The sequence below is a fragment of the Nocardiopsis rhodophaea genome (genome assembly GCF_039530945.1).
Lineage (GTDB): Bacteria > Actinomycetota > Actinomycetes > Streptosporangiales > Streptosporangiaceae > Nocardiopsis_C > Nocardiopsis_C rhodophaea.
This window is the reverse complement of record NZ_BAAAPC010000001.1, coordinates 39,862-60,845: the sequence shown is the minus strand read 5'-3', so window position 1 is coordinate 60,845 and position 20,984 is coordinate 39,862. Positions and strand designations below refer to the sequence as shown.

General features: G+C 69.5%; 17 protein-coding genes and 4 tRNA genes. 18 read left to right on the top strand and 3 right to left on the bottom strand.

What is annotated here, in order from left to right; translation table 11 throughout:
- Window positions 1-1,452, bottom strand: a complete 1,452-nt coding sequence (locus tag ABD259_RS00305; RefSeq protein WP_344159250.1) for an MFS transporter — start codon at window positions 1,450-1,452, stop codon at window positions 1-3.
- Window positions 1,453-1,725: 273 nt separating this feature from the next.
- Complete coding sequence (locus ABD259_RS00300) at window positions 1,726-2,070, bottom strand: metallopeptidase family protein (RefSeq protein ID WP_344159248.1); 345 nt, start codon at window positions 2,068-2,070, stop codon at window positions 1,726-1,728.
- Window positions 2,071-2,162: 92 nt separating this feature from the next.
- Here ABD259_RS00300 and ABD259_RS00295 point away from each other — a divergent pair, with 92 nt between their 5' ends.
- From ABD259_RS00295 to ABD259_RS00260, 8 genes are all read left to right on the top strand, one after another.
- Window positions 2,163-3,779 carry a metallophosphoesterase family protein gene (locus ABD259_RS00295; protein WP_425573470.1) on the top strand — a complete coding sequence of 539 codons (1,617 nt, stop codon included), beginning with the start codon at window positions 2,163-2,165 and terminating at the stop codon, window positions 3,777-3,779.
- Window positions 3,780-3,955: 176 nt separating this feature from the next.
- A tRNA-Glu gene (locus ABD259_RS00290) sits at window positions 3,956-4,028 on the top strand.
- A gap of 115 nt (window positions 4,029-4,143) precedes the next feature.
- Window positions 4,144-4,218: transfer RNA gene (locus ABD259_RS00285), tRNA-Asp, on the top strand.
- Window positions 4,219-4,247: 29 nt separating this feature from the next.
- Window positions 4,248-4,321: transfer RNA gene (locus tag ABD259_RS00280), tRNA-Phe, on the top strand.
- A gap of 315 nt (window positions 4,322-4,636) precedes the next feature.
- On the top strand, window positions 4,637-5,107 hold the full coding sequence (locus tag ABD259_RS00275; RefSeq protein ID WP_344159245.1) for a hypothetical protein: 471 nt from the start codon (window positions 4,637-4,639) through the stop codon (window positions 5,105-5,107).
- Window positions 5,104-5,421 (top strand): transcriptional regulator, encoded by a 318-nt coding sequence (locus tag ABD259_RS00270; RefSeq protein ID WP_344159242.1) that lies wholly within the window; start codon window positions 5,104-5,106, stop codon window positions 5,419-5,421. The genes ABD259_RS00275 and ABD259_RS00270 overlap by 4 nt, the downstream gene beginning before the upstream one ends.
- A gap of 135 nt (window positions 5,422-5,556) precedes the next feature.
- A complete protein-coding gene (locus ABD259_RS00265; protein ID WP_344159239.1) occupies window positions 5,557-6,057 on the top strand; it encodes a pyridoxamine 5'-phosphate oxidase family protein in 501 nt (166 codons plus the stop codon).
- A 118-nt stretch (window positions 6,058-6,175) separates the two neighbouring features.
- Window positions 6,176-7,846: an ATP-binding cassette domain-containing protein gene (locus ABD259_RS00260; protein WP_344159236.1), complete on the top strand. Its 1,671-nt coding sequence runs from the start codon at window positions 6,176-6,178 to the stop codon at window positions 7,844-7,846.
- A gap of 230 nt (window positions 7,847-8,076) precedes the next feature.
- Here ABD259_RS00260 and ABD259_RS00255 read toward each other — a convergent pair whose 3' ends face one another.
- Window positions 8,077-9,360, bottom strand: coding sequence for a DUF418 domain-containing protein (locus ABD259_RS00255; RefSeq protein ID WP_344159233.1), 1,284 nt, complete (start codon window positions 9,358-9,360; stop codon window positions 8,077-8,079).
- 510 nt (window positions 9,361-9,870) lie between these two features.
- On the opposite strand from ABD259_RS00255, the gene ABD259_RS00250 reads away from it, so the two are divergent.
- From ABD259_RS00250 to ABD259_RS00205, 10 genes are all read left to right on the top strand, one after another.
- Window positions 9,871-9,945 (top strand) — tRNA-Asp (locus ABD259_RS00250).
- Between the two features lie 383 nt (window positions 9,946-10,328).
- Window positions 10,329-10,754 (top strand): hypothetical protein, encoded by a 426-nt coding sequence (locus ABD259_RS00245; RefSeq protein WP_344103290.1) that lies wholly within the window; start codon window positions 10,329-10,331, stop codon window positions 10,752-10,754.
- Window positions 10,755-10,842: 88 nt separating this feature from the next.
- Entirely contained in the window at window positions 10,843-11,541 is a 699-nt protein-coding gene (locus tag ABD259_RS00240) for a hypothetical protein (protein ID WP_344103293.1), read from the top strand.
- Between the two features lie 166 nt (window positions 11,542-11,707).
- Window positions 11,708-12,448, top strand: a complete 741-nt coding sequence (locus ABD259_RS00235; RefSeq protein ID WP_344103295.1) for an rRNA methyltransferase — start codon at window positions 11,708-11,710, stop codon at window positions 12,446-12,448.
- Window positions 12,449-12,500: 52 nt separating this feature from the next.
- The gene (locus ABD259_RS00230; RefSeq protein ID WP_344159230.1) at window positions 12,501-13,439 is read left to right on the top strand and encodes a DUF5996 family protein; all 939 of its coding nucleotides are present in this window, start codon (window positions 12,501-12,503) and stop codon (window positions 13,437-13,439) included.
- A gap of 186 nt (window positions 13,440-13,625) precedes the next feature.
- Entirely contained in the window at window positions 13,626-15,068 is a 1,443-nt protein-coding gene (locus tag ABD259_RS00225) for an alanine/glycine:cation symporter family protein (protein WP_344103298.1), read from the top strand.
- 305 nt (window positions 15,069-15,373) lie between these two features.
- Entirely contained in the window at window positions 15,374-15,973 is a 600-nt protein-coding gene (locus ABD259_RS00220) for a GNAT family N-acetyltransferase (protein WP_344103301.1), read from the top strand.
- Window positions 15,974-17,191: 1,218 nt separating this feature from the next.
- On the top strand, window positions 17,192-17,410 hold the full coding sequence (locus ABD259_RS00215) for a heavy-metal-associated domain-containing protein (RefSeq protein ID WP_344159227.1): 219 nt from the start codon (window positions 17,192-17,194) through the stop codon (window positions 17,408-17,410).
- The gene (locus tag ABD259_RS00210) at window positions 17,410-18,333 is read left to right on the top strand and encodes a hypothetical protein (RefSeq protein ID WP_344159224.1); all 924 of its coding nucleotides are present in this window, start codon (window positions 17,410-17,412) and stop codon (window positions 18,331-18,333) included. Before ABD259_RS00215 ends, ABD259_RS00210 begins: the two co-directional genes overlap by 1 nt.
- A gap of 62 nt (window positions 18,334-18,395) precedes the next feature.
- Complete coding sequence (locus ABD259_RS00205; protein WP_344159221.1) at window positions 18,396-20,735, top strand: heavy metal translocating P-type ATPase; 2,340 nt, start codon at window positions 18,396-18,398, stop codon at window positions 20,733-20,735.
- Window positions 20,736-20,984: the final 249 nt, after the last annotated feature.

Here is a 20,984-nt window from a genome sequence, read left to right as displayed (position 1 = left end):
TCACTGCGGGCTCGTCCCGCCTCCCGTGCCCGAACGGGGATCGGCAGCTCGATCGCTGTCGGGGCCGTCGCTCGCTGCGGGTGTGTGCATCAAGGCGATGGCCCCGGCGGAGAGACGGGACCAGGGGGTGGCCAGGAGCAGGGCACCCGTCACGCCGAGGCCTCCGGCCACCGTGATGACGGCGTGGATCCCGGCGATCTCGACGAGCAGGCTGGCCAGAGCGATGCCGATGCCCTGGACGGCCTGTAGCCCGGCCGCCACCAAGCCGAACGCTAGCCCGCGGCCCTTGGACGGGGCGCAGAGGACGAACGCGGCGTTGGCCACGAACTGGTAGGACGCCGTCATCCCCGAGAACATCAGCAGGCCGACCATCATCCACAGCGGCGGTTGCAGCGCCCAGACCAGCAGGGGAACCGACGCCGCCACGGCCAGGGGACCGATCAGGCGCATGCGCGATTCCGGGTTGATCAGTCGGGTGAGGACGAACCCGCCGACGATCGCCCCCATGGACGGTCCCGCCATCAGCAGGCCCGCTGCCATCGGTCCGCCGCCGACCTCGTCGGCCAGGGGGCCGGCCAGCCCGTAGGGGATGGTGTAGAAGCCCGCCAGCCAGGCGAACAGACCGAGCGTGCGCAGGCGCGCGTCGCCGAAGACGAGTCGGGTGCCGTCCCGCGTCACCCGCCAAAGTGAGGGGCGAGCCTCCCGATCGTCCCGCGGGGCGGGCCGGTAGCGCACACCGAACCGGATGATCAGGGCCGAGGCAACGAACGTCAGACCGTTGAACATCACGGCCGAGTTCGGTCCGACCGCCGCGACGATCCCGCCGCCCAGCACCAGCCCGGCCAGTGTTCCCACCTGCGTCGTGAGGTTGATGATCGCCGATCCGGCGACGTAGCGCTCCCCCTGGACGATCTCCGCCATCAGCGCCGCCCGGGCCGCGCCGAACGGCACCATCGGCAGGGTGGAGCAGAACACCAGCACCCAGATCGCCCACACCGGCAGTCCCGGAATGCCGATCCCGGCCACCAGCACGGCCCGCGTGAGGTCGCTGATCACGATCACGCCGCGCCGCGGGAAGAGGTCGGCGAGTCCGGCGAGGAGTGGCCCGCCGATGATCTGCGGCAGGAACGTCAGCGCCATCGTGATGCCCGCGGCCAGCGCCGAAGACGTCTGGTGGTAGACGAGCAGCGCGACAGCGATGTTGAGTAGGTAGCTGCCGGTCATCGACAGCGCGTGGGCCACCCACAGCGCCCGGAACTCGCCGACGCCGACGACGTCCCGGTAGCCGCGCCGCCAGTCGCCGCCGCTGGGTGCCTCGCGTGCCGGCCCCTGGCTGGCCGGCGGCTCCCCGGACCCGACGTCTGTGGAGGCGCCCCGGTGGGTGGATGTCGTGTCCTTGCGGTCCTGTGGAGGGATGTCGATCTTGCGGCTGTCCGTGCGCGGATTACCCACCCGGCGGCTCCCTCGCTTGGTTCGCACCGGCGTCACTCTCGGTTGTGATTCGATGACCTACGGTCTCTGATTCTGCTTGGGTTCCGCAAGTCGTTTTCGAGAAACTGTGATGGATCTGTTGACGCTGGTCGGCATACGTGGTGACTTTGGCGCCCGCTTCGGGGGCCTTTCGTGTGAAGTGCCAGCTCGCCCATCGGGGATCGCTCACCGCCCGCGGGAGCTGCCGCCGTGGCTGCGGTCGTCACCGTGGGTGTGCGCCTTCTGGCGTCCACGTCACCCCCAGCCCAGGTCGTGCAGCCGCTGGTCCCCGATTCCGAAGTGATGGGCGATCTCATGGACCACGGTGACCCGAATTTCGTCCACGACCTGGTCCTCGGTGTCGCAGCACGCGCAGATCTCCCGCCAGTAGATGAAGATCTGGTCTGGCAGGGCGCCCGCGTAGCTGTCCCCGCGCTCGGTCAGCGGGATCCCCACGTAGAGGCCCAAGAGGCCCGGCTCCGGCGGGTCCTCACTGACCGTAATGACGACGTTGTCCATCATCCCGGTTAGCTCGGGCGGAATGGTGTCGAGCGCGTCGCCGACGAGCTCCTCGAATCGTGTCCGGGTGAGTTCAACCACGTCACCGATTGTCCGCTATGGACCGACCAGTAGCCCACCGACGCGGGGCCAGGGACGTTGTTGAGCATCGACGCACCCGCAATGATGGAGGGGTGTTCTCATGGCTGGGATCCCACCTGTCCTCCGCCCTGCCCCCCGAACGCCTGCGTTCCCTGGCGGGCCGGGCTAACCGACTGCGCAGGGGGCTCGCCGCTCGTATCGCGGCCGTGGTCGTGGTAGGCCTCCTCGGCGGGTGGCTTGGGCTCGCACTGGGTGGCCAGGTTATGACGCCCATCGGTCCGGCCGACGTGAATCTCAGCGTCAGTCCGGGACGCGCGGAGACCGTCCTGAACGTGGCTCCATTGGGCAAGCTCGCCTTCGACACCCACGACGCACCCTTGCGCTTCGAAGCGGCGATCACCGAGATCCGCCCGGCCGCCGCTAACGAGTTGTTCCGGAACCCCGACGCCATCGACCGCATGGCCGATACCATCGGCGCGGAGGTCCAGCACGGCGTCCTGCTCCTGTTCGCCCGCGCTGTCGCGGCCGCCGTCCTGGGGGCGGCCATCACCTCCCTCGTGCTGTTCCGCAATTGGCGCCGGGCGCTCGGCAGCGCACTGAGCGCGCTGATCACCTTCGCCGCGGCCGCCGGAATGGCCGCCGCCACATTCAACCCCGCCGCCGTCTCCGAGCCCCGCTACACCGGACTGCTCGTCGGTGCCCCGAACGTGGTGGGCAACGCGGCGGACGTCGTCAACCGGTTCTCCGAGTACCGGAAGCAGCTCGCGGGCCTCGTCGGCAACGTCTCGATGCTCTACGAGACGACCTCCACGCTGCCGGTCTTCGAGGACGACGGATCGACGATCCGCGTGCTGCATGTCGCCGATCTCCACCTGAACCCGGCCGCCTGGAACGTCATCAGCTCGCTGCGGGACCAGTTCCGCGTCGACCTCATCGTCGACTCCGGCGACTTCACCGACCGCGGCAGCGCGGCCGAGGACGCCTTCGCCGACGAGATCGCCGAGCTGGGCGTGCCCTACGTCTGGGTCCGCGGCAACCACGACTCCATGGGCACCCAGCGGGCGGTTGAGGCCCAGCCCAACGCGGTGGTCCTGGACGACGACATCGCCGAGGTCGGCGGCATCGTCTTCTACGGCGCGGGCGACCCCCGCTTCACCCCCGACAAGGCGCGCGACAACCCTGACACCGACGAGGTGGCCGCCATCGGCGCCGAGCAGGCCGCGTCGATCAAGGACGCCGACCCGCCGGTCGATGTCGCGGTCCTGCACGACCCGCTGCAGGGAGAGGGCTTCAGCGGTGTCGTGCCGCTGGTCCTCTCCGGGCACGGACACGACCGCTGGACCGAAGTGAAGGAGACCGGCACGCGCTTCCTTGCGCAGGGGTCGACGGGCGGCGCCGGGCTGCGCAACCTCGCGGGCGGCCCCGACCGCCCCACGCCCTACCAAGCGTCGGTGCTCTACTTCGACGCCGAGAGCAAGCGGCTCCAGGCCTGGGACGACGTCACACTCGGGGGCCTCGGTTTCACCTCCGCCCAGATCGAGCGGAACATCGAACAGGATCCGGACCGCGAGATCACGCCGGATGCGGCCGCGTCATCGAAGAATCCGTCGCGCTCGCCGTCCCCGTCGCCTTCCCCGTCTCCGACACCGACGGTGTCGGTGGAGGCTGGTCCGCCCACACGCTCCCCGGATGACACGCCCGACGGCTAAGCGGGGCGCTGCCACGTCCGCCCCGCACCCCCGTCCGCGACGCCTTCGCCACCCCGAGATCACCCGGCGGGGCAGGGCTTGGCAAACCGCTTTGGCACTGGGAGGAAATCTCCCCTATGCTTGACCCGTCCCCGACGGCAGGCGAAGCGGGAAATGGCGACTCGTTCGTCGTCGAGGCCCCCATCGTCTAGTGGCCTAGGACGCCGCCCTTTCAAGGCGGTAACGCCGGTTCGAATCCGGTTGGGGGTACTGATCCGGGTCGGACCACTGCCGGGCGTCTGGCAGAATGATGGCACGGACAGCGCAAGGCGGAACACCCGATACAATCGAGTGCGGCGTCGAGTGCCGACAAAAGAATACGCAAGGTCCTGTGGAGCAGCTAGGAGTGCTCGCCACCCTGTCAAGGTGGAGGCCGCGGGTTCAAATCCCGTCAGGACCGCTCGCACGCCGCTCGTTGGTGGTGTATGGGGCCAGGTAGCTCAGTTGGTACGAGCGTCCGCCTGAAAAGCGGAAGGTCGGCGGTTCGACCCCGCCCCTGGCCACAGTTTCTTCAGCGTAAAAAAATGCCCCGTGATCTGAATTCCCAGATCACGGGGCATTTTTTTGTGCCTCGGTGGTTGTCCGTGGTGCGGTGCGCGCGCCAAGCGGGTGGCTGGAGCTAATGCTCGTCCCTGTTGCTTCTGGCCCGTGTGGAGGGTTGCCGCCCGCCTCCCGGCCGACGTCGAGCGAGAAGCCGGGCCGAGCCGACGCGGAATCCTGTGGTGTCCGGGGTTGGTCGAACGCCCCTCGCCATCTCTGTTGCCATTGTGGAAACCCGTGAGTTGACAGATTGGAAACTCGAAGAGATGCTATCCGCCATGGAAACAAGCCAGAGCTCGGACGCCGCGCATCAGCCACTGACCACTGCGGAAGCCGAAGCGGCGCTGCGTGGCGCTGAGCAGGCCCGGGCATCGATCAATGACATCCGCACACCGCTCTGGTACTCCCTGGCCTTGGCCGCGTGGATCGCACCCGTGGGACCACTGATCTCCCTGCTGCCCGATCCGCCCCTCGGCATGGCTTTCCTGCTGGTCGGCATGGTGGTCTGGGGCGCGGGCTTCGGCGGACTACTGCGCCTGGCCATGTCGCAGATGCGGGTGTTGGCGTGGTTGACTCCGCGGCAGATGCTGCCGATGGCGGTCATCATGCTGCCGTTGCTGGGCGCCTATGTCGCGCTGCTCCGCGTCTTCGACCTGTCGTGGGGGACCTACCCGCTCACCGTTGTCGTGGGCGTGGGCATCATCGTCTTCGGTATCTACGACCGGTTCCGGGGCGGCGCGGTCGCATGAAGCGTTCGAATCCCGCGATCGACGGCTTCGACTCCGTCATCCACGCGCCGCAGCGTCTGCGGATCTGCGCGCTGCTCGACGCGGTGACCCAGATCGAGTTCAGCCTGATCCAGGAGCAGCTCAAAGTGAGCGCCTCAGTGCTGAGTAAACACGTGAGCGTGCTGATGGACGCGGGGTACGTGGAGCAGCGGAAGGCCGTCCGCGACACTCGGCAACGGGTATGGCTCACGCTTACCGCTGCCGGCCGCACCGCCTACAGGGGCCACGTCGCAGCGCTTCGCGCCATCGTCGACCAAGCGCAGGAACAGCCATAGGTCCCGCTGTCGGCCACGGCGTTGAGGCCCTGGCCCCGCGCCCGGTCGCGGAGCCGGACCCGCTCCCCCGCGCGGGGGAGCGGGTCCCGGCGTGTGGGGGAGGGCATGAGGAGGTTGCCGACCTACCGTCGAGCCATGACACAGTTCGACGCCCCCGCGCTTTTCGATGCCGCCCTCGCCACGGTGCGGCAGAACGCCTACGGGTTCCTCGCCACCACGGCTGCCCCAGGACCGCACGTGCGGCTCGTGCGCCACATTGATGTGGATGACGATGCGACCGTCTGGATCGGCACCAGTCCGCGTTCTCGCAAAGTGACGGAGGTGGCCGCGCACGCCGAGGTCGCCTACGCGATCGAGGACAGGAACGCTGTCGCCTATGTGACGATCCAGGCACGAGCGGACGTCATCGACGATCTCGCCGCGCGGGTCGCGAAGTGGCACGAGGAGTCGCGCCGCTTCTTCCCTGGCGGGCCCGAGGGCGACGACTTTGTGCTGTTGCGCCTTACTCCGCATCGGATCGAGGTCATGGACTTCACCCGGCGGATCCACCCCGACCCCTACGGTCTGGTCCCCGCCGTCATCGAGCGGGCGGCCGACGGCACGTGGGTGGAGCATACGGCCGTGCGGGGTTCCTGACAGCGTCGATGGCACGAGGTGTCGTGTGGTGGCGGTTGGCCGCGGCGGGGCGCGGGCCTGTGGGGCCGATGGAAAACCAATCGACCCCACCCCATAGCGGGCGGCATAGTGGCGCCTCATGGGCCACATCGACGTTGCCGGAGTCGGGTTCGTTCTCCCCGACGGGCGCACACTCCTGGACGACGCTTCCTTTCGGGTCGGCGACGGGATGAAGGCGGTACTCGTTGGCGCTAACGGCAGCGGTAAAACGACGCTCATGCACGTCGTCGCCGGGGACGTGACCCCGTCCAGCGGGGCGGTCACCCGCAGCGGGCGGCTCGGGGTGATGCGGCAGTTCATCGGCTCGCATGCCAACGCCGAAGCGGAGGCGGACGGCGTCACCGCGCCCCTGACCGCCCAGGCGTCAGTGCGTGACCTCCTCGCGTCCGTAGCGCCCCCGCCCGTGCGTGCGGCGGCGCGCGCACTCGACGCCGCTGAGCTGGCCATGATGGAGCGCGACGACGAGCGGACACAGCTCCGCTACGCCCAGGCGCTGGCGGACTGGGCCGACTCCGGCGGGCACGACGCCGAGGTGCTCTGGGACGTCTGCACGGTGGCCGCTCTGGGAATTCCGTTCGACCGCGCCCAGTACCGGGAACTGGGCACCCTTTCCGGCGGCGAGCAGAAGCGGTTGGTCCTGGAGGCGCTGTTCCGCGGTCCCGACGATCTCTTGCTCCTCGACGAGCCCGATAACTTCCTCGATGTTCCCGGCAAGAACTGGCTTGAGGAGCAGCTCCGCGCGACCCCGAAAACCGTGCTGTTCATCAGCCACGACCGCGAGCTGCTGGACCGCACCGCCACCCACGTCATCACCCTGGAAGGCGGCACGGCCGCCGGGAACTCGACGTGGGTGCACGGTGGCGGGTTCGCCGGTTACCACGAGGCCCGCGCGGACCGCCACGCGCGCTTCGCGGAGCTGCGCCGCCGCTGGGACGAGCGCCACGCGCAACTGCGCGAGGTGGTGCAGAGACTGCGTCAGAAGGCCTCCTACAACGACGACATGTCCAGCCGCTACCGCGCCGCGCAGACCCGGCTGCGCAAGTTCGAGGAGGCCGGGCCACCACCCGAACCGCCGCGTCCGCAGGACATCAAAATGCGGCTTCGCGGCGGGCGCACCGGCGTCCGCGCCCTGACCTGCACCGACCTAGAGCTCACCGGACTGATGCACCCCTTCTCCGCGGAGGTGTTCTACGGCGAGCGCGTCGGTGTGCTCGGTTCGAACGGGTCGGGGAAGTCGCACTTCCTGCGCCTGCTCGCCGACCCGTCGACCGTCCCGCACACCGGTACGGCCCGCCTCGGCGCGCGCGTCGTCCCCGGCCACTTCGCGCAGACCCACCACCATCCGGAGTGGAACGGCCGCACGCTCGCCGCGATCCTGGAGGACGAGTACTCGCTCCCGCTGGATCGGTCGGCACCCGCGCTGCACCGCTACGAACTGGTGCACCAGCGCGAGACCCGCTTCGACGCCCTGTCGGGCGGGCAGCAGGCCCGGTTCCAGATCCTGCTCCTGGAGCTGTCCGGCGCGACGATGCTCCTGCTCGACGAGCCCACGGACAATCTGGACGTGGAGTCGGCCGAGGCGCTGGAGGCGGCCCTGGAGGCATTCGAGGGCACGGTCCTCGCCGTGACGCACGACCGCTGGTTCGCCCGTTCCTTCGACCGGTTCCTGGTCTTCGGGGCGGAGGGCGAGGTCTACCCCTCCGATGCACCCGTGTGGGACGAGGGGCGCGTGCGGCGGGAGCGCCCATAGGCGGCCACTCCGTCTCAAATTCCAGCCTGTGGCGTTCGGCGGCCAAGGTGCCTTCGCCGCGGCGACCACGTCGAGTCTTTCGTCCGCGAGCTAAAAGACCCGCCGACGCGGATCGGGCACCGTAGGTCGCTACTGTTCACCCCGTGGGCAGCTGATCGGCTCGAACAGGTCGGCGACGGCGTCTGTCGGGAGGACTCGCCGCCAATGGTGTGACCCAGCCCCCGCGGGCCTCACACACCAACCGACTCCGCGGAGGCGCGCGGGCGTGGCACCATCCGCTCCGCGACGCCGTTCGCTGCGCTGGCGAGCAGCCGTTCCAGTGGTCCGCGGCCGAACCTGTACCGCCACATCGAGGCGAGGACAAACGCGGCGGTCACATAGATCTCCGCGTCGTGCGCGAGCACAACGCTGATCAAGCCGTAGCCCGATGCCAGCGGCTCGGTCAGCCACATCACGGCGATATGCGCCGAGTAGAGCGTGAGCGTCATCGTCCCCACCGACGCCAGCGGGTCAAGGAGGCGCCCGGCGCGGTCGGCCGCGAACAGGCACAGCCCCACCACCACGAGGGCCGTCCCCGTATTGCCGAGCACTTCGAACGCGGTGTTGCTGTGCGGATCCGCGATCAGCAGTTCCCCGGCATCGACCCCGAACACCTTCGGCGGCTCGGTCGGCAGCAGCCGAACGAGCACCCAGGAGCCCCCGTATCCGAGCACCGCGCCGACCAGGCCGATCGTGGCCAGTCGCGTGCGGACCCGTCGCGACCGCAGGTCCAGGCGGCCGACCAGCATTCCGACGATGACGTAGCCCATGTACGCCACCGCCGGGTAGGTCCCCGACGCCAGCAGGTCGATCAGGCCGTCCGACGGCAGAGTCAGTTCGAGGGGCGCGGAAGCATCTCCCACACCGCCCGACAGGTCGTAGGAGAAGAACGGCTCATGGAGCACACCGACGAGCGCGGCGGGCGCGTCGCCGGTGACCTCCTCGGCAACGGAGCTCGTCAGAACGCCGATCACCGGGCCGACGAGCACAACCAGGCCACCGATGAGTGCCAGCGTCCTGCCGCGCAACCACAACAGGGGGAGCGCCAGCAGGAAGAACACCCCGTAGTAGTGCAGGATCACGGCCACGCTGCCGAAGGCGGACAGCCCGACCCCGACCATGATCAGCACTACCGCGCGCACGACGATCTTGATGCGGATGCGCCGCCGGTCCGTCGCGCTGGTGACCACGTCCCGCCGGCCCGCGATGAACGTCAGGGACACCCCGGCGAGCATGGCGAACAGCGCGGCCGAACGCCCACTGACGCCCTCCCAGACGAGGGCGGCTACGCGGTCGGCGAGGGTGGCGGGATCCATGGACCCGCTGGCGATCGCGTAGGGGTCGCCGGAAACGGCGAACGCGGACAGCGGCACCCCCAGGTGGGCGATGAACATGCCGATCAGCGCGACGCCGCGTGCGACGTCGACCCCGGCGAGGCGGGGGCGCCGCTGTTGCGCGTGGCTCTCGTGCGCCACTGGTACTCCTACTAGACCCGGTCGGACGGTGTGGGTGGGGTGGATGCGACCAGGGTCACGGCCCGCGGCTGGGAGTGAAGGCATCGATGGTGCGCGCCTCGGGCGCGAATCCGCGTGCCCACGGCATCGGCGACGCGCTGAGGCAGAGCGCGCGTTCCGCGGTTCGCCGTCGTCGTGGGCGCTGACTGCGGGGGCGAGCGAACACTGCGCGGACCGTCAGGAGGACGGCGAAGACAGAGCAGGCCAGGGTGATTCCCCACAGGGGATCTACGGCAGCGGTGAACACGGGGCGGCGAGCTCCTCGGGCGGATCCTGACGCCGGAGAGAGGGCCGCGGCGTCGCCGAGAATATTACCCTGTGCGACTTCTGACCGTTCTGCGTGATGATGGTGCCGCGCATAGGGGAATCGAGCGGGCCGAACGCACCTTCATGGCTCAGGCACTGCCGAGATACCGCTAGAGTTGTCATGTCGCGCTTCGCTGCAGCTAGCGGAACAAGCACGGCATTGAAGGTCCTGTGGAGCAGTTAGGAGTGCTCGCCACCCTGTCAAGGTGGAGGCCGCGGGTTCAAATCCCGTCAGGACCGCCCAGATCACTACGAACGAAGCCCGAGAGCCGCTGGCCCGGGCTTTTTTCGTGCCTGAAGGCGTCCCGGAGGGCGCTCGCGCCGCCGACCGCCGGCCCGAACTTCGTGATCCGCCCGCCCCGCGAACCGAGGCTCCCCGCCGCGGGGACACCTGCGGCCGCTGCTCCGCCGCGGCCGTGTGGCCGGCGATGCGTACCGAGTCGGAGGCGGGCCTCCGCCGCGCCGTGAGACATGGCTCCGATCAGGTAAAAGATGACGAAAGGGATGGCAATGCGCGAGTGTGCTGGGTAGTGTTCGTGCAGGTCATGCGGGAGATCTCCGCTGGTCTCCCCTCCTCCGCCCCCTGCCCCCCTCCTTTTCCCCGATGCCCGCGAGGAGGCGACATGCCTGTCGGCCGCCGCGCTGGTCGGTCTGCTGGTGTGGTGTGGCTGTCCGCGGTGTTCTGCGCGCTTTTCGCGGCCATGCTGGTGCATGGCGTTGGCGGCGCCGCGACGCATGGGGGCCACCGCGGCACCACCGCCGATCATGCCGCGGAGGAGCACGCCCACCGTCATACGCAGGCGCGGGAGCATCTCGACGCGGGGTGGACGGGCACGGAGGGACACGGGCACGTGGAGTGCCTGGGCACTGCGGCCGCCACATTCGGCTTGCTCATCGCCCTGTTCTGGGCGCATCCGCTGGGCGTGCGCCAGTTGCTGTTCGCCCTTCCGCACGAGGTACACGCGCACCTGCACCGCCTCATCGGCCGACGCCCGCGCTCCCGCGGATCCCGACGCTTACTCACCGAACTGTCGCTGCTGAGGATCTAGATGCCCGCTGTCGTGCGAAGGGTGGGCCGCGCAGCCCACCTTCGTGCCTACGCGGGTCCTTAGGCATTCGATCTTTTCGGGAGCATTCATGAGCACGAGCCGCCGCGCCGGTCCGGCGCATCGTGGAGGTCTTGTCCGCTACCTCAGCGTGGCCTTCTCCCTGGGGGCCGCCCAGATCCATCTGGTGATGGCCCCCGTCCACTGGGAGGAATGGTGGCTGTCGGGCGTCCTTTTCGCCGTAACGGGCGCGTTCCAGGTGCTCTGGGCCGTCCTCGCCCTGTGGCGCGGCACCGCCCCGGTGCTGGTTCTCGGGGCACTGGCGAACCTCGGTTTCCTCGCGGTGTGGGCGGTCAGCCGGTTCACCGGCCTTCCCGTCGGTCCCCATGCCGGGGTCCCCGAGTCGGCCGGATTGACGGACATCACCACCGCCGTCTTCGAGGCCGTGGTGGTGGTCGGCGCGCTGGGGGCACTCGGCTTCCGGAGGATCGCCCGCCCCGGCGGCGGCACGATCACCGCCGTCGCCGTCGCGGCGCTGGCGGTGGCCTTCTTCACCGCCGCGGCGGTCGGCGCCGCCGGAGACCACTCCCATGGGCCGGCTCCGGGCGAGCGCGGCGAGGCCGATCACCACGGCGAGGGCGGTACCGGCGAGGAGAGCGGCGCGGGAGAGCGGAACGGGCCGGAGGAGCCTTCCCCGACGGGTGCCCCCGGCTCGGACTCGTCGGTGCAGTCGGGCGGAAACGGGGACGGCCACCACGACGACGGTCACACGCACGACCACGAGCACTGAGGCACGCCTCTGGGCGGGCGTCCGGCCACCTGTCCCGCCGTGTCCGAACCGGACCGGCGGCCGACGCCCGTTGCCCCCGCGGGTCCTGCGGAGGGGACACGGCTGGGTGTTCCCCACCAGCGGCGCGGCGGTGCCCTGTTTCTCCCAGAGGGGATGATGGGGGATCATGACCTACCGCTACGCCACCGAACGCGCCGACCGATCCGACCTGGCCACCGGCCACGTACTGCGCTCGGCCCCCGGGCACCCGGGGTTCCCGGTGCGGCTGGCCGACGAGCTCTTCCAGCGGGCGGCGTCCCACCTGGGGGCCGGCCCCCAGGGACTGTGGGACCCCTGTTGCGGAAGCGGCTACCTGGCGACCGTCCTCGGCCTGCTGCACCGCGACCGGTTGACGCACATCCTCGCCACCGACGTCGACCCCGACGCGCTCGGCATCGCCGCACGCAACCTCGCCCTGGTGACAGCGTGCGGGCTGGCAGAGCGCGAGCGGGAGCTGCGCGACGGGGCGCGGGAGTTCGGCAAGCCCGCGTTCCTGGAGCGGGCCGAGGCGGCGCGACGGCTGGCCGCCCGACTGGCCGCGCTCGGTGGCGATCTGCCGCACGCCGTGCGCCCGGGCGACGCCTTCGCGCCGGATCCGCCCGCGTTGCCCGACCACCCGGTGGATCTGGTGGTCACCGACGTCCCCTACGGGGACCTCACCCACTGGTCCGGCGCCGCCCCCGCGTCCGGCACTGAGCCCCTCCCGGAGCTGCTGCGCTCGCTCGCCTCCGTGCTCCCGGACCACGCCGTCCTCGCCGTCACCGCCCGGACCCGCAAGATTCCGCTGCCCGAAGGAGTGCGCGCCCTGGAGCGTGTTCGTGCGGGCAACCGCGCGGCGGTCCTGCTCCAAGCGCTTCAGCTGCGATGATGGGAATATCCGACATGCTTCCCGGTCCGCCCGGGAGGAAGGAGGACCCGCGATGCGGATGTTCCCTGAGATACCGCTGCGGGACTGGGTCGACACCAAAGAGACGCTGCACCGGTTCCTCCAGGTCGTCGGCAAGATCCGGTTGACGTCGGCGCCCCGCCGCAACCACTTCTGGAACGCCCCCTTCCACCTCTGCGGCTACGGCATCACCACGCGGCCGATGGGCTTGGTCGACGGCAACACGGTCTTCACCGTCGATTTCGACTTTGTGGACCACCTGCTCGTGGCGCGGACCGTGGACGGCCGCACCGCGTCGTTCCTGCTGCCCGGCCACAGCGTCTCGACGTTCTACCGCGAGGTGCTGGCGACCCTGGACGGCTTGGGCGTCCACGCCCGCATCCCCGATCCCCGGCCCTCGGGGCTGCCCGATTCCCACCGCCTCTTCGTGGAGGACGTGGAGCACGCCCACTACGATCCCCAGGCCGTCCACCGCTACTGGCGCGTGCTCAGCGAGGTCGGCATGGTGCTGGAGGCGTTCGCCGCCGACTTCTCCGGCAAGACCAGTCCGGTGCACCACGCCTGGCACGCCTTCGACATCTCCGTGACCCGGTACGGCGACCGCGCCGTCGACCAGCCGCGAGACGCCGGGCCGCTGGTCCGTGAGGCGCACTCGCGCGAAGCGATCTGCTTCGGATTCTCGTTCGGCGACGACGGCACTTTCGAGGAACCCGCGTTCTACTCCCGCATGGTGCCCGAACGCGCGGGCCTGGCCGACCGCCCACTACCGAACGGCGCGGGCTGGTTCACGACCGTTGAGGGGCGCATCGCCGCGCTGCCCTATGCCGACGCGCGCCGGGCCCCCGACCCGCGGTCGGCGGTGCGTGCCTTCTACGAGGCCGCCTATGAGGCGGCCGCGGAGCTGCTCGCATGGGATCGCGCCGCGCTGGCGAGCCCGGGAGGCGTGACCGATCCCCACCACCCAACGTCGTGACCTGGGAAAACGAGGAGGCTTGCCGTCGGTGGCGCGTACGGGGGGTGGGCGGACGGTGACGCGTGAACGACTCAGGTCACGGAACGGTCCGTTTCCGGAAACGTGTGGTGCTTCGCGGTGTTCCGTCCGCAATGTGTGGGTACTGCGGCGATGTTATCCCCCAGTCGCAAAGGAGCAATTCGGGCCGTGGACCGTATTAACGAAACGGTCGTCTTCCTCACAGACGGCTTCTGGCAGTACCTGCTCATCCCCCTCTTGGCGCTACTGAGCATCTATTTCACGGTCCGGCTGGGCGGCGTCCAGCTGCGTCTCATTCCGGACATGATCCGGACGCTGCGTGGCGCCCCCGAGACCGCACCGGATGGCAAGAAGGCCATCTCCTCCTTCCAGGCGTTCTCCATCTCCGCAGCAGCGCGCATCGGGACCGGCAACGTCGTCGGCGTGGCCGGCGCCATCGCGGTCGGCGGCCCCGGCGCCGTCCTGTGGATGTGGCTCATGGGCCTGGTCGTGGGCGCGGCGAGCTTCGTCGAGTCCACGCTGGGCCAGCTCTACAAGGTGCGTGACAGGACCGGATTCCGCGGCGGCCCCGCCTACTACATGGAGCGGGGGCTGGGCGCCCGCTGGCTCGGCGTGATCTTCGCGATCACCATCACCATCACGTTCGGCTTCACGTTCAACGCGGTGCAGAGCAACACCATCGCCGGCGCCATCAAGGGCTCGGTCGAGGCCGGCGGGGCGACGGCTCCCAGCTGGCTCGGCGCGGCGATCGGCGCCGTACTGGTGGCGCTCACCGCGGCCGTCGTGTTCGGCGGTGTGCGCCGGATCGCGGCCGTGTCCCAGGCGCTGGTGCCGTTCATGGCGCTGGTCTACATCGTGATGGGCCTGTCCGTGGTCGTGATGAACGCGGACCTCATCCCGGGCGTCCTCGCGATGATCTTCGAGAGCGCCTTCGGCATCCGCGAGTTCGCCGGTGCCACCCTGGGCACGGTGATCGTGCAGGGCGTGCGGCGCGGCATGTTCTCCAACGAGGCCGGCCTCGGTTCCGCGCCCAACGCCGGTGCCACCGCCTCCGTCAGCCACCCGGTCAAGCAGGGCCTGGTGCAGACGCTGGGCGTCTACTTCGACACCCTGATCATCTGCTCCATGACCGCGTTCCTCATCCTCGTCTCCAACCCGGAGCTGGGCGAGCAGCGGGGCCCGCTGCTGACCCAGGAGGCGCTGCAGTCCGGCCTGGGCACGTGGTCGCTGCACGCGCTGACGGTGGTCCTGCTGCTGCTCGCCTTCAGCTCGGTGCTGGGCAACTACTACTACGGCGAGTCCAACGTCGGCTTCCTGAGCGGGAACAAGGGCGTGATGACCGGCTTCAAGGTGATCTTCCTGGCCGCGACGTTCCTCGGCGCCATTGGCTCGGTCGACATCGTGTGGAACCTGGCCGACACCGCCATGGGTGTCATGGCGCTGGTGAACCTGGTGGCCATCGCGCCGCTGGGAGGCGTCGTCGTGCTCCTGCTCAAGGACTACCAGGAGCAGCGCAAGCAGGGGCTGGACCCGGTGTTCACCCGCGACCGCATCCCGCAGCTGCGCGGCGTGGACTGCTGGGATCCGGAAGAGGAGAAGGCTCGGACCTGACACCTCTCGTCCAACTGACGCCGGTGGCGGGGCTTTCGGGCCTCCGCCGCCGGCGTTTTTCCTGTCCTCTCCTCATGCTGTTGTCCGCCGCATGGTGGCCAAAATGGAGCGCATGGTGTGGTCGGCCCCGTGGGAGGTGCGCTGCGGGGGCGAGGGGAGATCGGTGTCGAAAGCGACTTCCCAGATTCTCTTATCACGGGCTCCACCTGCGGATATGCCGCGATCCGGACGCACCGGAGGGTGCCGGACACGCCCCGGAGTCGCTAGTGTTCTGGGTCACGACCAGTGTGCGCCGAGGGGGTCTGATGACCGTCATCTCGATCGAGCCCGCCACTCCGGATCGATGGGAGGACCTGGAACAACTGTTCGGGCCAACCGGGGCCTATGGGCATTGCTGGTGTGTGTACTTCCGACGCAGGGCCAAGGATTTCACCGAAAGTGTGTCGTGTCCCCCGTCTGAACGCGGGGCCTCCAATCGCGAGACGCTGAAACGGGTGACCCTCGACGGGAAGGTTCCCGGACTGATCGCCTATGAGGACGCGCGGCCGTGCGGCTGGGTGTCCGTGGCGCCCCGGGAGGACTTCATCCGACTGTCGCGGTCGCGGTCGCTGCGCCCCGTCGACCCCAATGAGCCGGGCGTGTGGTCGCTGGTGTGCTTCTGGCTGCCACCGCGTCGCCGTCGCAAGGGGATGGGATCGCGGTTGCTGATTGCGGCGATCGACCACGCCCGCGCCTGCGGAGGCCGGGTGCTGGAGGCGTATCCGATCGACACCGCCGGCGGACGCGCCCCCAGCGCCGAGGTATACACCGGCACCGTGCGGATGTTCCAGAAGGCCGGATTCACCTGCACAGCCCACCCCGCCAGTGGGCGGCCCATCGCCCGTCTCGCCCTGAAGGAGGGGTGACCGCCGGGAATTCGCCCCCGTGAACGGCCAGCGCGGCCGGAATTCGCGGCGGGAAGGCCAGTGGCCGGTGCGGCCACGCGCGGCCTCTGGTGCCTCCGCCACCGTCCGGTGGCGGAGGCACCGGGCGCGGTGCGCCTGTATCCGGACCCGGGCCGCTTGGCGCTGCTGTCGAGAATCCCACCAAGCAGCCGGTGGTCGCGTCATCTCGTTGGTAGCACCGGGTGGAGCCGCGCCAGTCGGCACGCGACGAACGGGGCGAGGACCGCGCGGCGGTGAGGACGGTGAGTGCACCCGTGGTCGACTCTCGCGGGATCCGCGGGATCCGCGGGATCCGCGGGGCCGACCGCGGCCGTGGGGCTTGCGGCGGCGCTGCCCTGAACACCTCTGGTTCTCATTGGCCTCCCTGAGGATGTGGGGGCGAGTCCGTGCATCGGGATTGATTCGGCCTCGCCCGCAACTGCGCTGTGCGCGGGGATCTCGGGGCGTGGGCCCCACGTATTCACAGTTGTCACCTGCGCGGGTGTACGCCAATCACGGTGACGTCGATCATCTCGATCTCCGGTGACGTGTTTCGGGCGTAGAGGAAGAAATGGCATGTAGCCACCCTGTGACATCGCTCGATAATCGGGGGATTATCGCCATTGGTCGGGCGCTCGGCTGCCGGGATTCCAGACGGAGCGTTACGGCGTTTCATCATCGCCCAGTAGAGGCAGGCGGGCCGTGACGACCAGGCCACCGCCGGGCGCGGGGCGGCATCGGCGTGGCCGCCCCGCGCTATCGCGATCGACCGGACGACGGACAGCCCCAGGCCGCTTCCGCCGTCTCGGCCTGTGCCCCCCCAGTGCCCGCTGCGCGGCGTCGGCGAGGTCGACCGGCTCGCCGCCGTCGATCCCCCGGGTGGAGCGGGCGAGCAGCCGTAGTCCGGAGATGGGCCGGTCACTGCGCTCGGCGGACTCCAGGAGGCGCCCCATCCCGGGCTGCAGGTCATCGGATACCCGCCCCACATGGCGCGCAAGGTGTCCGTTCTGAGGTCATTCGTCCGTCGAGATGCCGAATGTCGGTGACGTGGGGACAGATCCAGGCTTGATATACCCTAGGGGGGTACGGTACGAATGATGATGTAATCAGATGGAGTGGGGAGCCGAACCGCCGCCGTGTCCACGCCGTGGATCTGTCAGGGGTCGAATCGGCGGTCCCACTGAGAGCGAGGAGGCCGGAATGTCGGCGAACACCGTCACCGTGTATGAGGTCGATGGCATGACCTGCGGCCACTGCGTCAGTTCGGTCGACACGGAGGTCCGGGGCGTTCCCGGCGTCACCGACGTCGACATCGATCTGCCGACAGGGCGCCTCACGGTCGCCAGCGAGGGTCCCCTGGACGACGCGCGTATCCGCGCCGCCGTCGAGGAGGCCGGCTACGCGGTGAAGGCCGGCTGATGAACGTCCCCGCCAAACTGGGCGTCTACGGCCTGGGGCTGGTCCTGGCGTTCGGCGGGGCGATCGGGGTCGGCCGTCTGGTCGGCCCCATCGGACCCCCGGCCGCGGCAGGTGAGAACGGTCACACCGCTACTGGGCCCTCGGACACCGAAGCCCTGCCGGAGGGGTTGCAAGTCTCCGAGGGTGGCTACACCCTCGACCTGCTCACCGCGCCGGACAAGGCGGGCGCGGAGGCCCGCCTGTCCTTCCGGATCACCGGCCCGGACGGTGATCCGGTGACCGACTTTGCCACCGAGCACGACAAGCGGATGCACGTCATCCTGGTCGGCCGCGACCTCGCGGGGTACCAGCATCTACACCCCCGGATGGACGACGACGGGGTCTGGAGCGTTCCCGCCCAGGTAGATACCCCCGGTCCCTATCGAGTGTTCGCCGACTTCATCCCGGCGGGAGACGGGGACGGCCACGGCGACCGGCAGGGCCGCGTCCTCGGAGCGGACATCGCCGTCCCGGGTGATTACCGCCCGGCGCCTCTGCCGGAGCCGGCTGCCACGGTGGAAGTCGACGGATACGAGGTCGAACTCGACGGACAGCCCGCAGCGGGGCGGTCAAGCGAGCTCACGTTCACCGTCACCAAGGACGGCGAGCCCGTCACCGACCTGCAGACCTACCTGGGCGCTTACGGCCACCTGGTGGCGTTGCGCGACGGCGATCTCGCCTACACGCACATCCACCCCAACGGCCGCCCCAGCGACGGACAGACCGCGCCCGGCCCGCACATCGGATTCGCGGCCCAGGTCCCTTCGCCCGGTCACTACCGTCTTTACCTGAACTTCCGGCACGACGGAAAAATCCACACCGCTGAGTTCACCGCAGTGGCGGGCGATGTGGGAGAGGCGGGCGGCAGTGAGCCGGGGCACTGAAGCGAACCGCCAGCTCCGGATACTCCCACCCTCCATAGACTCGATCAGAGGAGGCCCCTGAAATGGACGGCGGAACCCCAGACCTCAAACACGCGGAAGGCCGGATCGAACTGGCCATCAGCGGTATGAGTTGCGCGTCCTGCGCTAATCGGATCGAGAAGCGACTCAACAAGCTGGACGGCGTGACCGCCACCGTCAACTACGCCACCGAGAAGGCCAAGGTGGACTTCGCCGAGGGCGTCACGGTCGACGACCTCATCGCCCAGGTGGAGAAGGCCGGGTACACGGCCGCGCCCCCGCCGCCTCCCGCACGGGAGACGGAAGATGCCGCTGGACGCTCCGGAGGTGAAGCTGAGGACGCCGAGGCGGCCGAGGTGCGTCAGCTGCGCGACCGGGCCTTCATCAGCCTCGCCCTGGCCGTCCCGATCATCGCGATGGCGATGATCCCCGCGCTGCAGTTCACCTACTGGCAGTGGCTCTCCCTGGTGCTGGCCGCACCGGTGGTGGTCTGGGGCGGCTTCCCCTTCCACCAGGCGGCGTGGAAGAACCTCAAGCACGGCACGGCCACCATGGACACGCTGGTGTCGATGGGAACGATCGCGGCGTTCGCCTGGTCGGTCTACGCGCTCTTCCTCGGCACGGCTGGCCAGCCAGGCATGGTCCACGCCTTCGAGCTCACCATCAGCGGTGGCGACGGTTCCGGCAACATCTACCTTGAGGTCGCCGCCGGCGTCACGGCGTTCATCCTCCTCGGTCGGTACTTCGAGGGCCGATCCAAGCGCCGGGCGGGGGCCGCGCTGCGCGCCCTCCTCGAACTCGGCGCCAAGGACGTCGCCATCCTGCGCGACGGACGCGAGGAGCGGGTGCCCGTCGACCAGCTGGCCGTGGGCGACCGGTTCGTGATCCGGCCGGGAGAAAAAGTCGCCACCGACGGCACCGTGGAGGAAGGCACCTCCGCGATCGACATGAGCATGCTGACCGGTGAGTCCGTGCCGGTCGAGGTGGGGCCGGGTTCCAGTGTCGCCGGGGCGACGGTCAACGCCGGAGGACGCCTCGTCGTCCGCGCCACCCGCGTCGGCTCCGATACCCAGCTCGCCCAGATGGCCCGCCTGGTGGAGGACGCGCAGAACGGCAAGGCGGCGGTCCAGCGGCTGGCCGACCGGATCTCCGGCGTCTTCGTTCCGATCGTCATCGTTCTCGCGGTGGCCACGCTGGGCTTCTGGCTGGGGACGGGCGGCGCGCCGGACGCGGCGTTCACGGCGGCGGTTGCCGTGCTCATCATCGCCTGCCCCTGCGCGCTCGGCCTGGCCACTCCCACGGCTCTGCTGGTGGGAACGGGGCGCGGTGCCCAACTGGGCATCTTGATCAAGGGCCCGGAGGTGCTGGAGAGCACCCGGCGCGTCGACACCGTCGTGCTTGACAAGACCGGCACCGTGACCAGCGGCAAGATGACGCTGACGGATGTGGTGGCCGCCGAGGGCACTGACGAGGTCGAGGTGCTGCGCCTGGCCGGGGCATTGGAGAACGCTTCGGAGCATCCCATCGCCCAGGCCATCGCCAAGGGAGCCACACAGCGAACTGGCGAGCTGCGGCCGGTTGCGGACTTCCGTGCGATCGAGGGATTGGGTGTCCAGGGAGTTGTGGACGGCCACGAGGTCATCGTCGGCCGTGCCTCGCTGCTGGCCGAGCACGGCATGGAAGTGCCCAGCGGCCTCGTCGAGCGTGCGGCGCAGGCGGCAGAAGCCGGTACGACGGTCGCGGTCGGCTGGGATGGCAAGGCGCGCGCGATGCTGGTCGTCGCTGACGCCGTCAAACCCACGAGCCTGCAGGCCATCCGACAGTTCCGCGATCTGGGGCTGACCCCGATCCTGCTCACCGGAGACCAGACCGACGTCGCCCACGCGGTCGCCGCCGAGGTCGGCATCGAGCAGGTCATCGCCGAGGTCATGCCGGAGGACAAGGTCGACGTGGTCAAGCGCCTGCAGTCCGAGGGCAAGGCCGTGGCGATGGTCGGCGACGGCGTCAACGACGCCGCCGCCCTCGCCCAGGCCGACCTTGGCCTGGCCATGGGTACGGGGACGGACGTCGCCATCGAGGCGGGCGACCTCACCCTGGTCCGCGGCGACCTCCGCGTCGCCGCCGATGCGATCCGCCTGTCCCGCCGCACCCTGGGCACGATCAAGGGCAACCTGTTCTGGGCCTTCGCCTACAACGTGGCGGCTCTCCCATTGGCGGCAGCCGGACTGCTCAACCCGATGATCGCTGGCGCGGCGATGGCGTTCTCCAGCGTCTTCGTGGTGAGCAACAGCCTCCGCCTCCGCCGCTTCAAGCCGCTGGCAGGAAACGAGGCGGCACCGACCGGATCTGCGGCCACCGACCACAAGGAACTGACCCCGGCATAGCCATCAAATGATGGGGCGGCCTGCGATACCCTCACCGCAGTCCGCCCCCGTGGCTTTTCGAATGTCGTATCGACCGGGCAAGATTCTGTGCCGCCTGAAGCACTCGATAGCAACTAGGGCGTGCAGGCGTGGGAGGGGTGGTTAGGGATATGCATCAGTGGGGTGTTTGTTGATTCATGTCCGACTCTCAAGAAGTTGCATATTCGAGGGTGGCCCCGAGATAAAAGCGCAGGTCACCGAGACTGCTCC

Bases quoted from the DNA above. Each gene is read 5' to 3' on its own strand.
- ABD259_RS00215 (WP_344159227.1), top strand. From the start codon at position 17,192: ATGTCGGCGAACACCGTCACCGTGTATGAGGTCGATGGCATGACCTGC.
- ABD259_RS00265 (WP_344159239.1), top strand. From the start codon at position 5,557: ATGACACAGTTCGACGCCCCCGCGCTTTTCGATGCCGCCCTCGCCACG.
- ABD259_RS00260 (WP_344159236.1), top strand. From the start codon at position 6,176: ATGGGCCACATCGACGTTGCCGGAGTCGGGTTCGTTCTCCCCGACGGG.
- ABD259_RS00220 (WP_344103301.1), top strand. From the start codon at position 15,374: ATGACCGTCATCTCGATCGAGCCCGCCACTCCGGATCGATGGGAGGAC.
- ABD259_RS00230 (WP_344159230.1), top strand. From the start codon at position 12,501: ATGCGGATGTTCCCTGAGATACCGCTGCGGGACTGGGTCGACACCAAA.
- ABD259_RS00235 (WP_344103295.1), top strand. From the start codon at position 11,708: ATGACCTACCGCTACGCCACCGAACGCGCCGACCGATCCGACCTGGCC.
- ABD259_RS00205 (WP_344159221.1), top strand. From the start codon at position 18,396: ATGGACGGCGGAACCCCAGACCTCAAACACGCGGAAGGCCGGATCGAA.
- ABD259_RS00245 (WP_344103290.1), top strand. From the start codon at position 10,329: ATGCCTGTCGGCCGCCGCGCTGGTCGGTCTGCTGGTGTGGTGTGGCTG.
- ABD259_RS00275 (WP_344159245.1), top strand. From the start codon at position 4,637: ATGGAAACAAGCCAGAGCTCGGACGCCGCGCATCAGCCACTGACCACT.
- ABD259_RS00210 (WP_344159224.1), top strand. From the start codon at position 17,410: ATGAACGTCCCCGCCAAACTGGGCGTCTACGGCCTGGGGCTGGTCCTG.
- ABD259_RS00270 (WP_344159242.1), top strand. From the start codon at position 5,104: ATGAAGCGTTCGAATCCCGCGATCGACGGCTTCGACTCCGTCATCCAC.
- ABD259_RS00240 (WP_344103293.1), top strand. From the start codon at position 10,843: ATGAGCACGAGCCGCCGCGCCGGTCCGGCGCATCGTGGAGGTCTTGTC.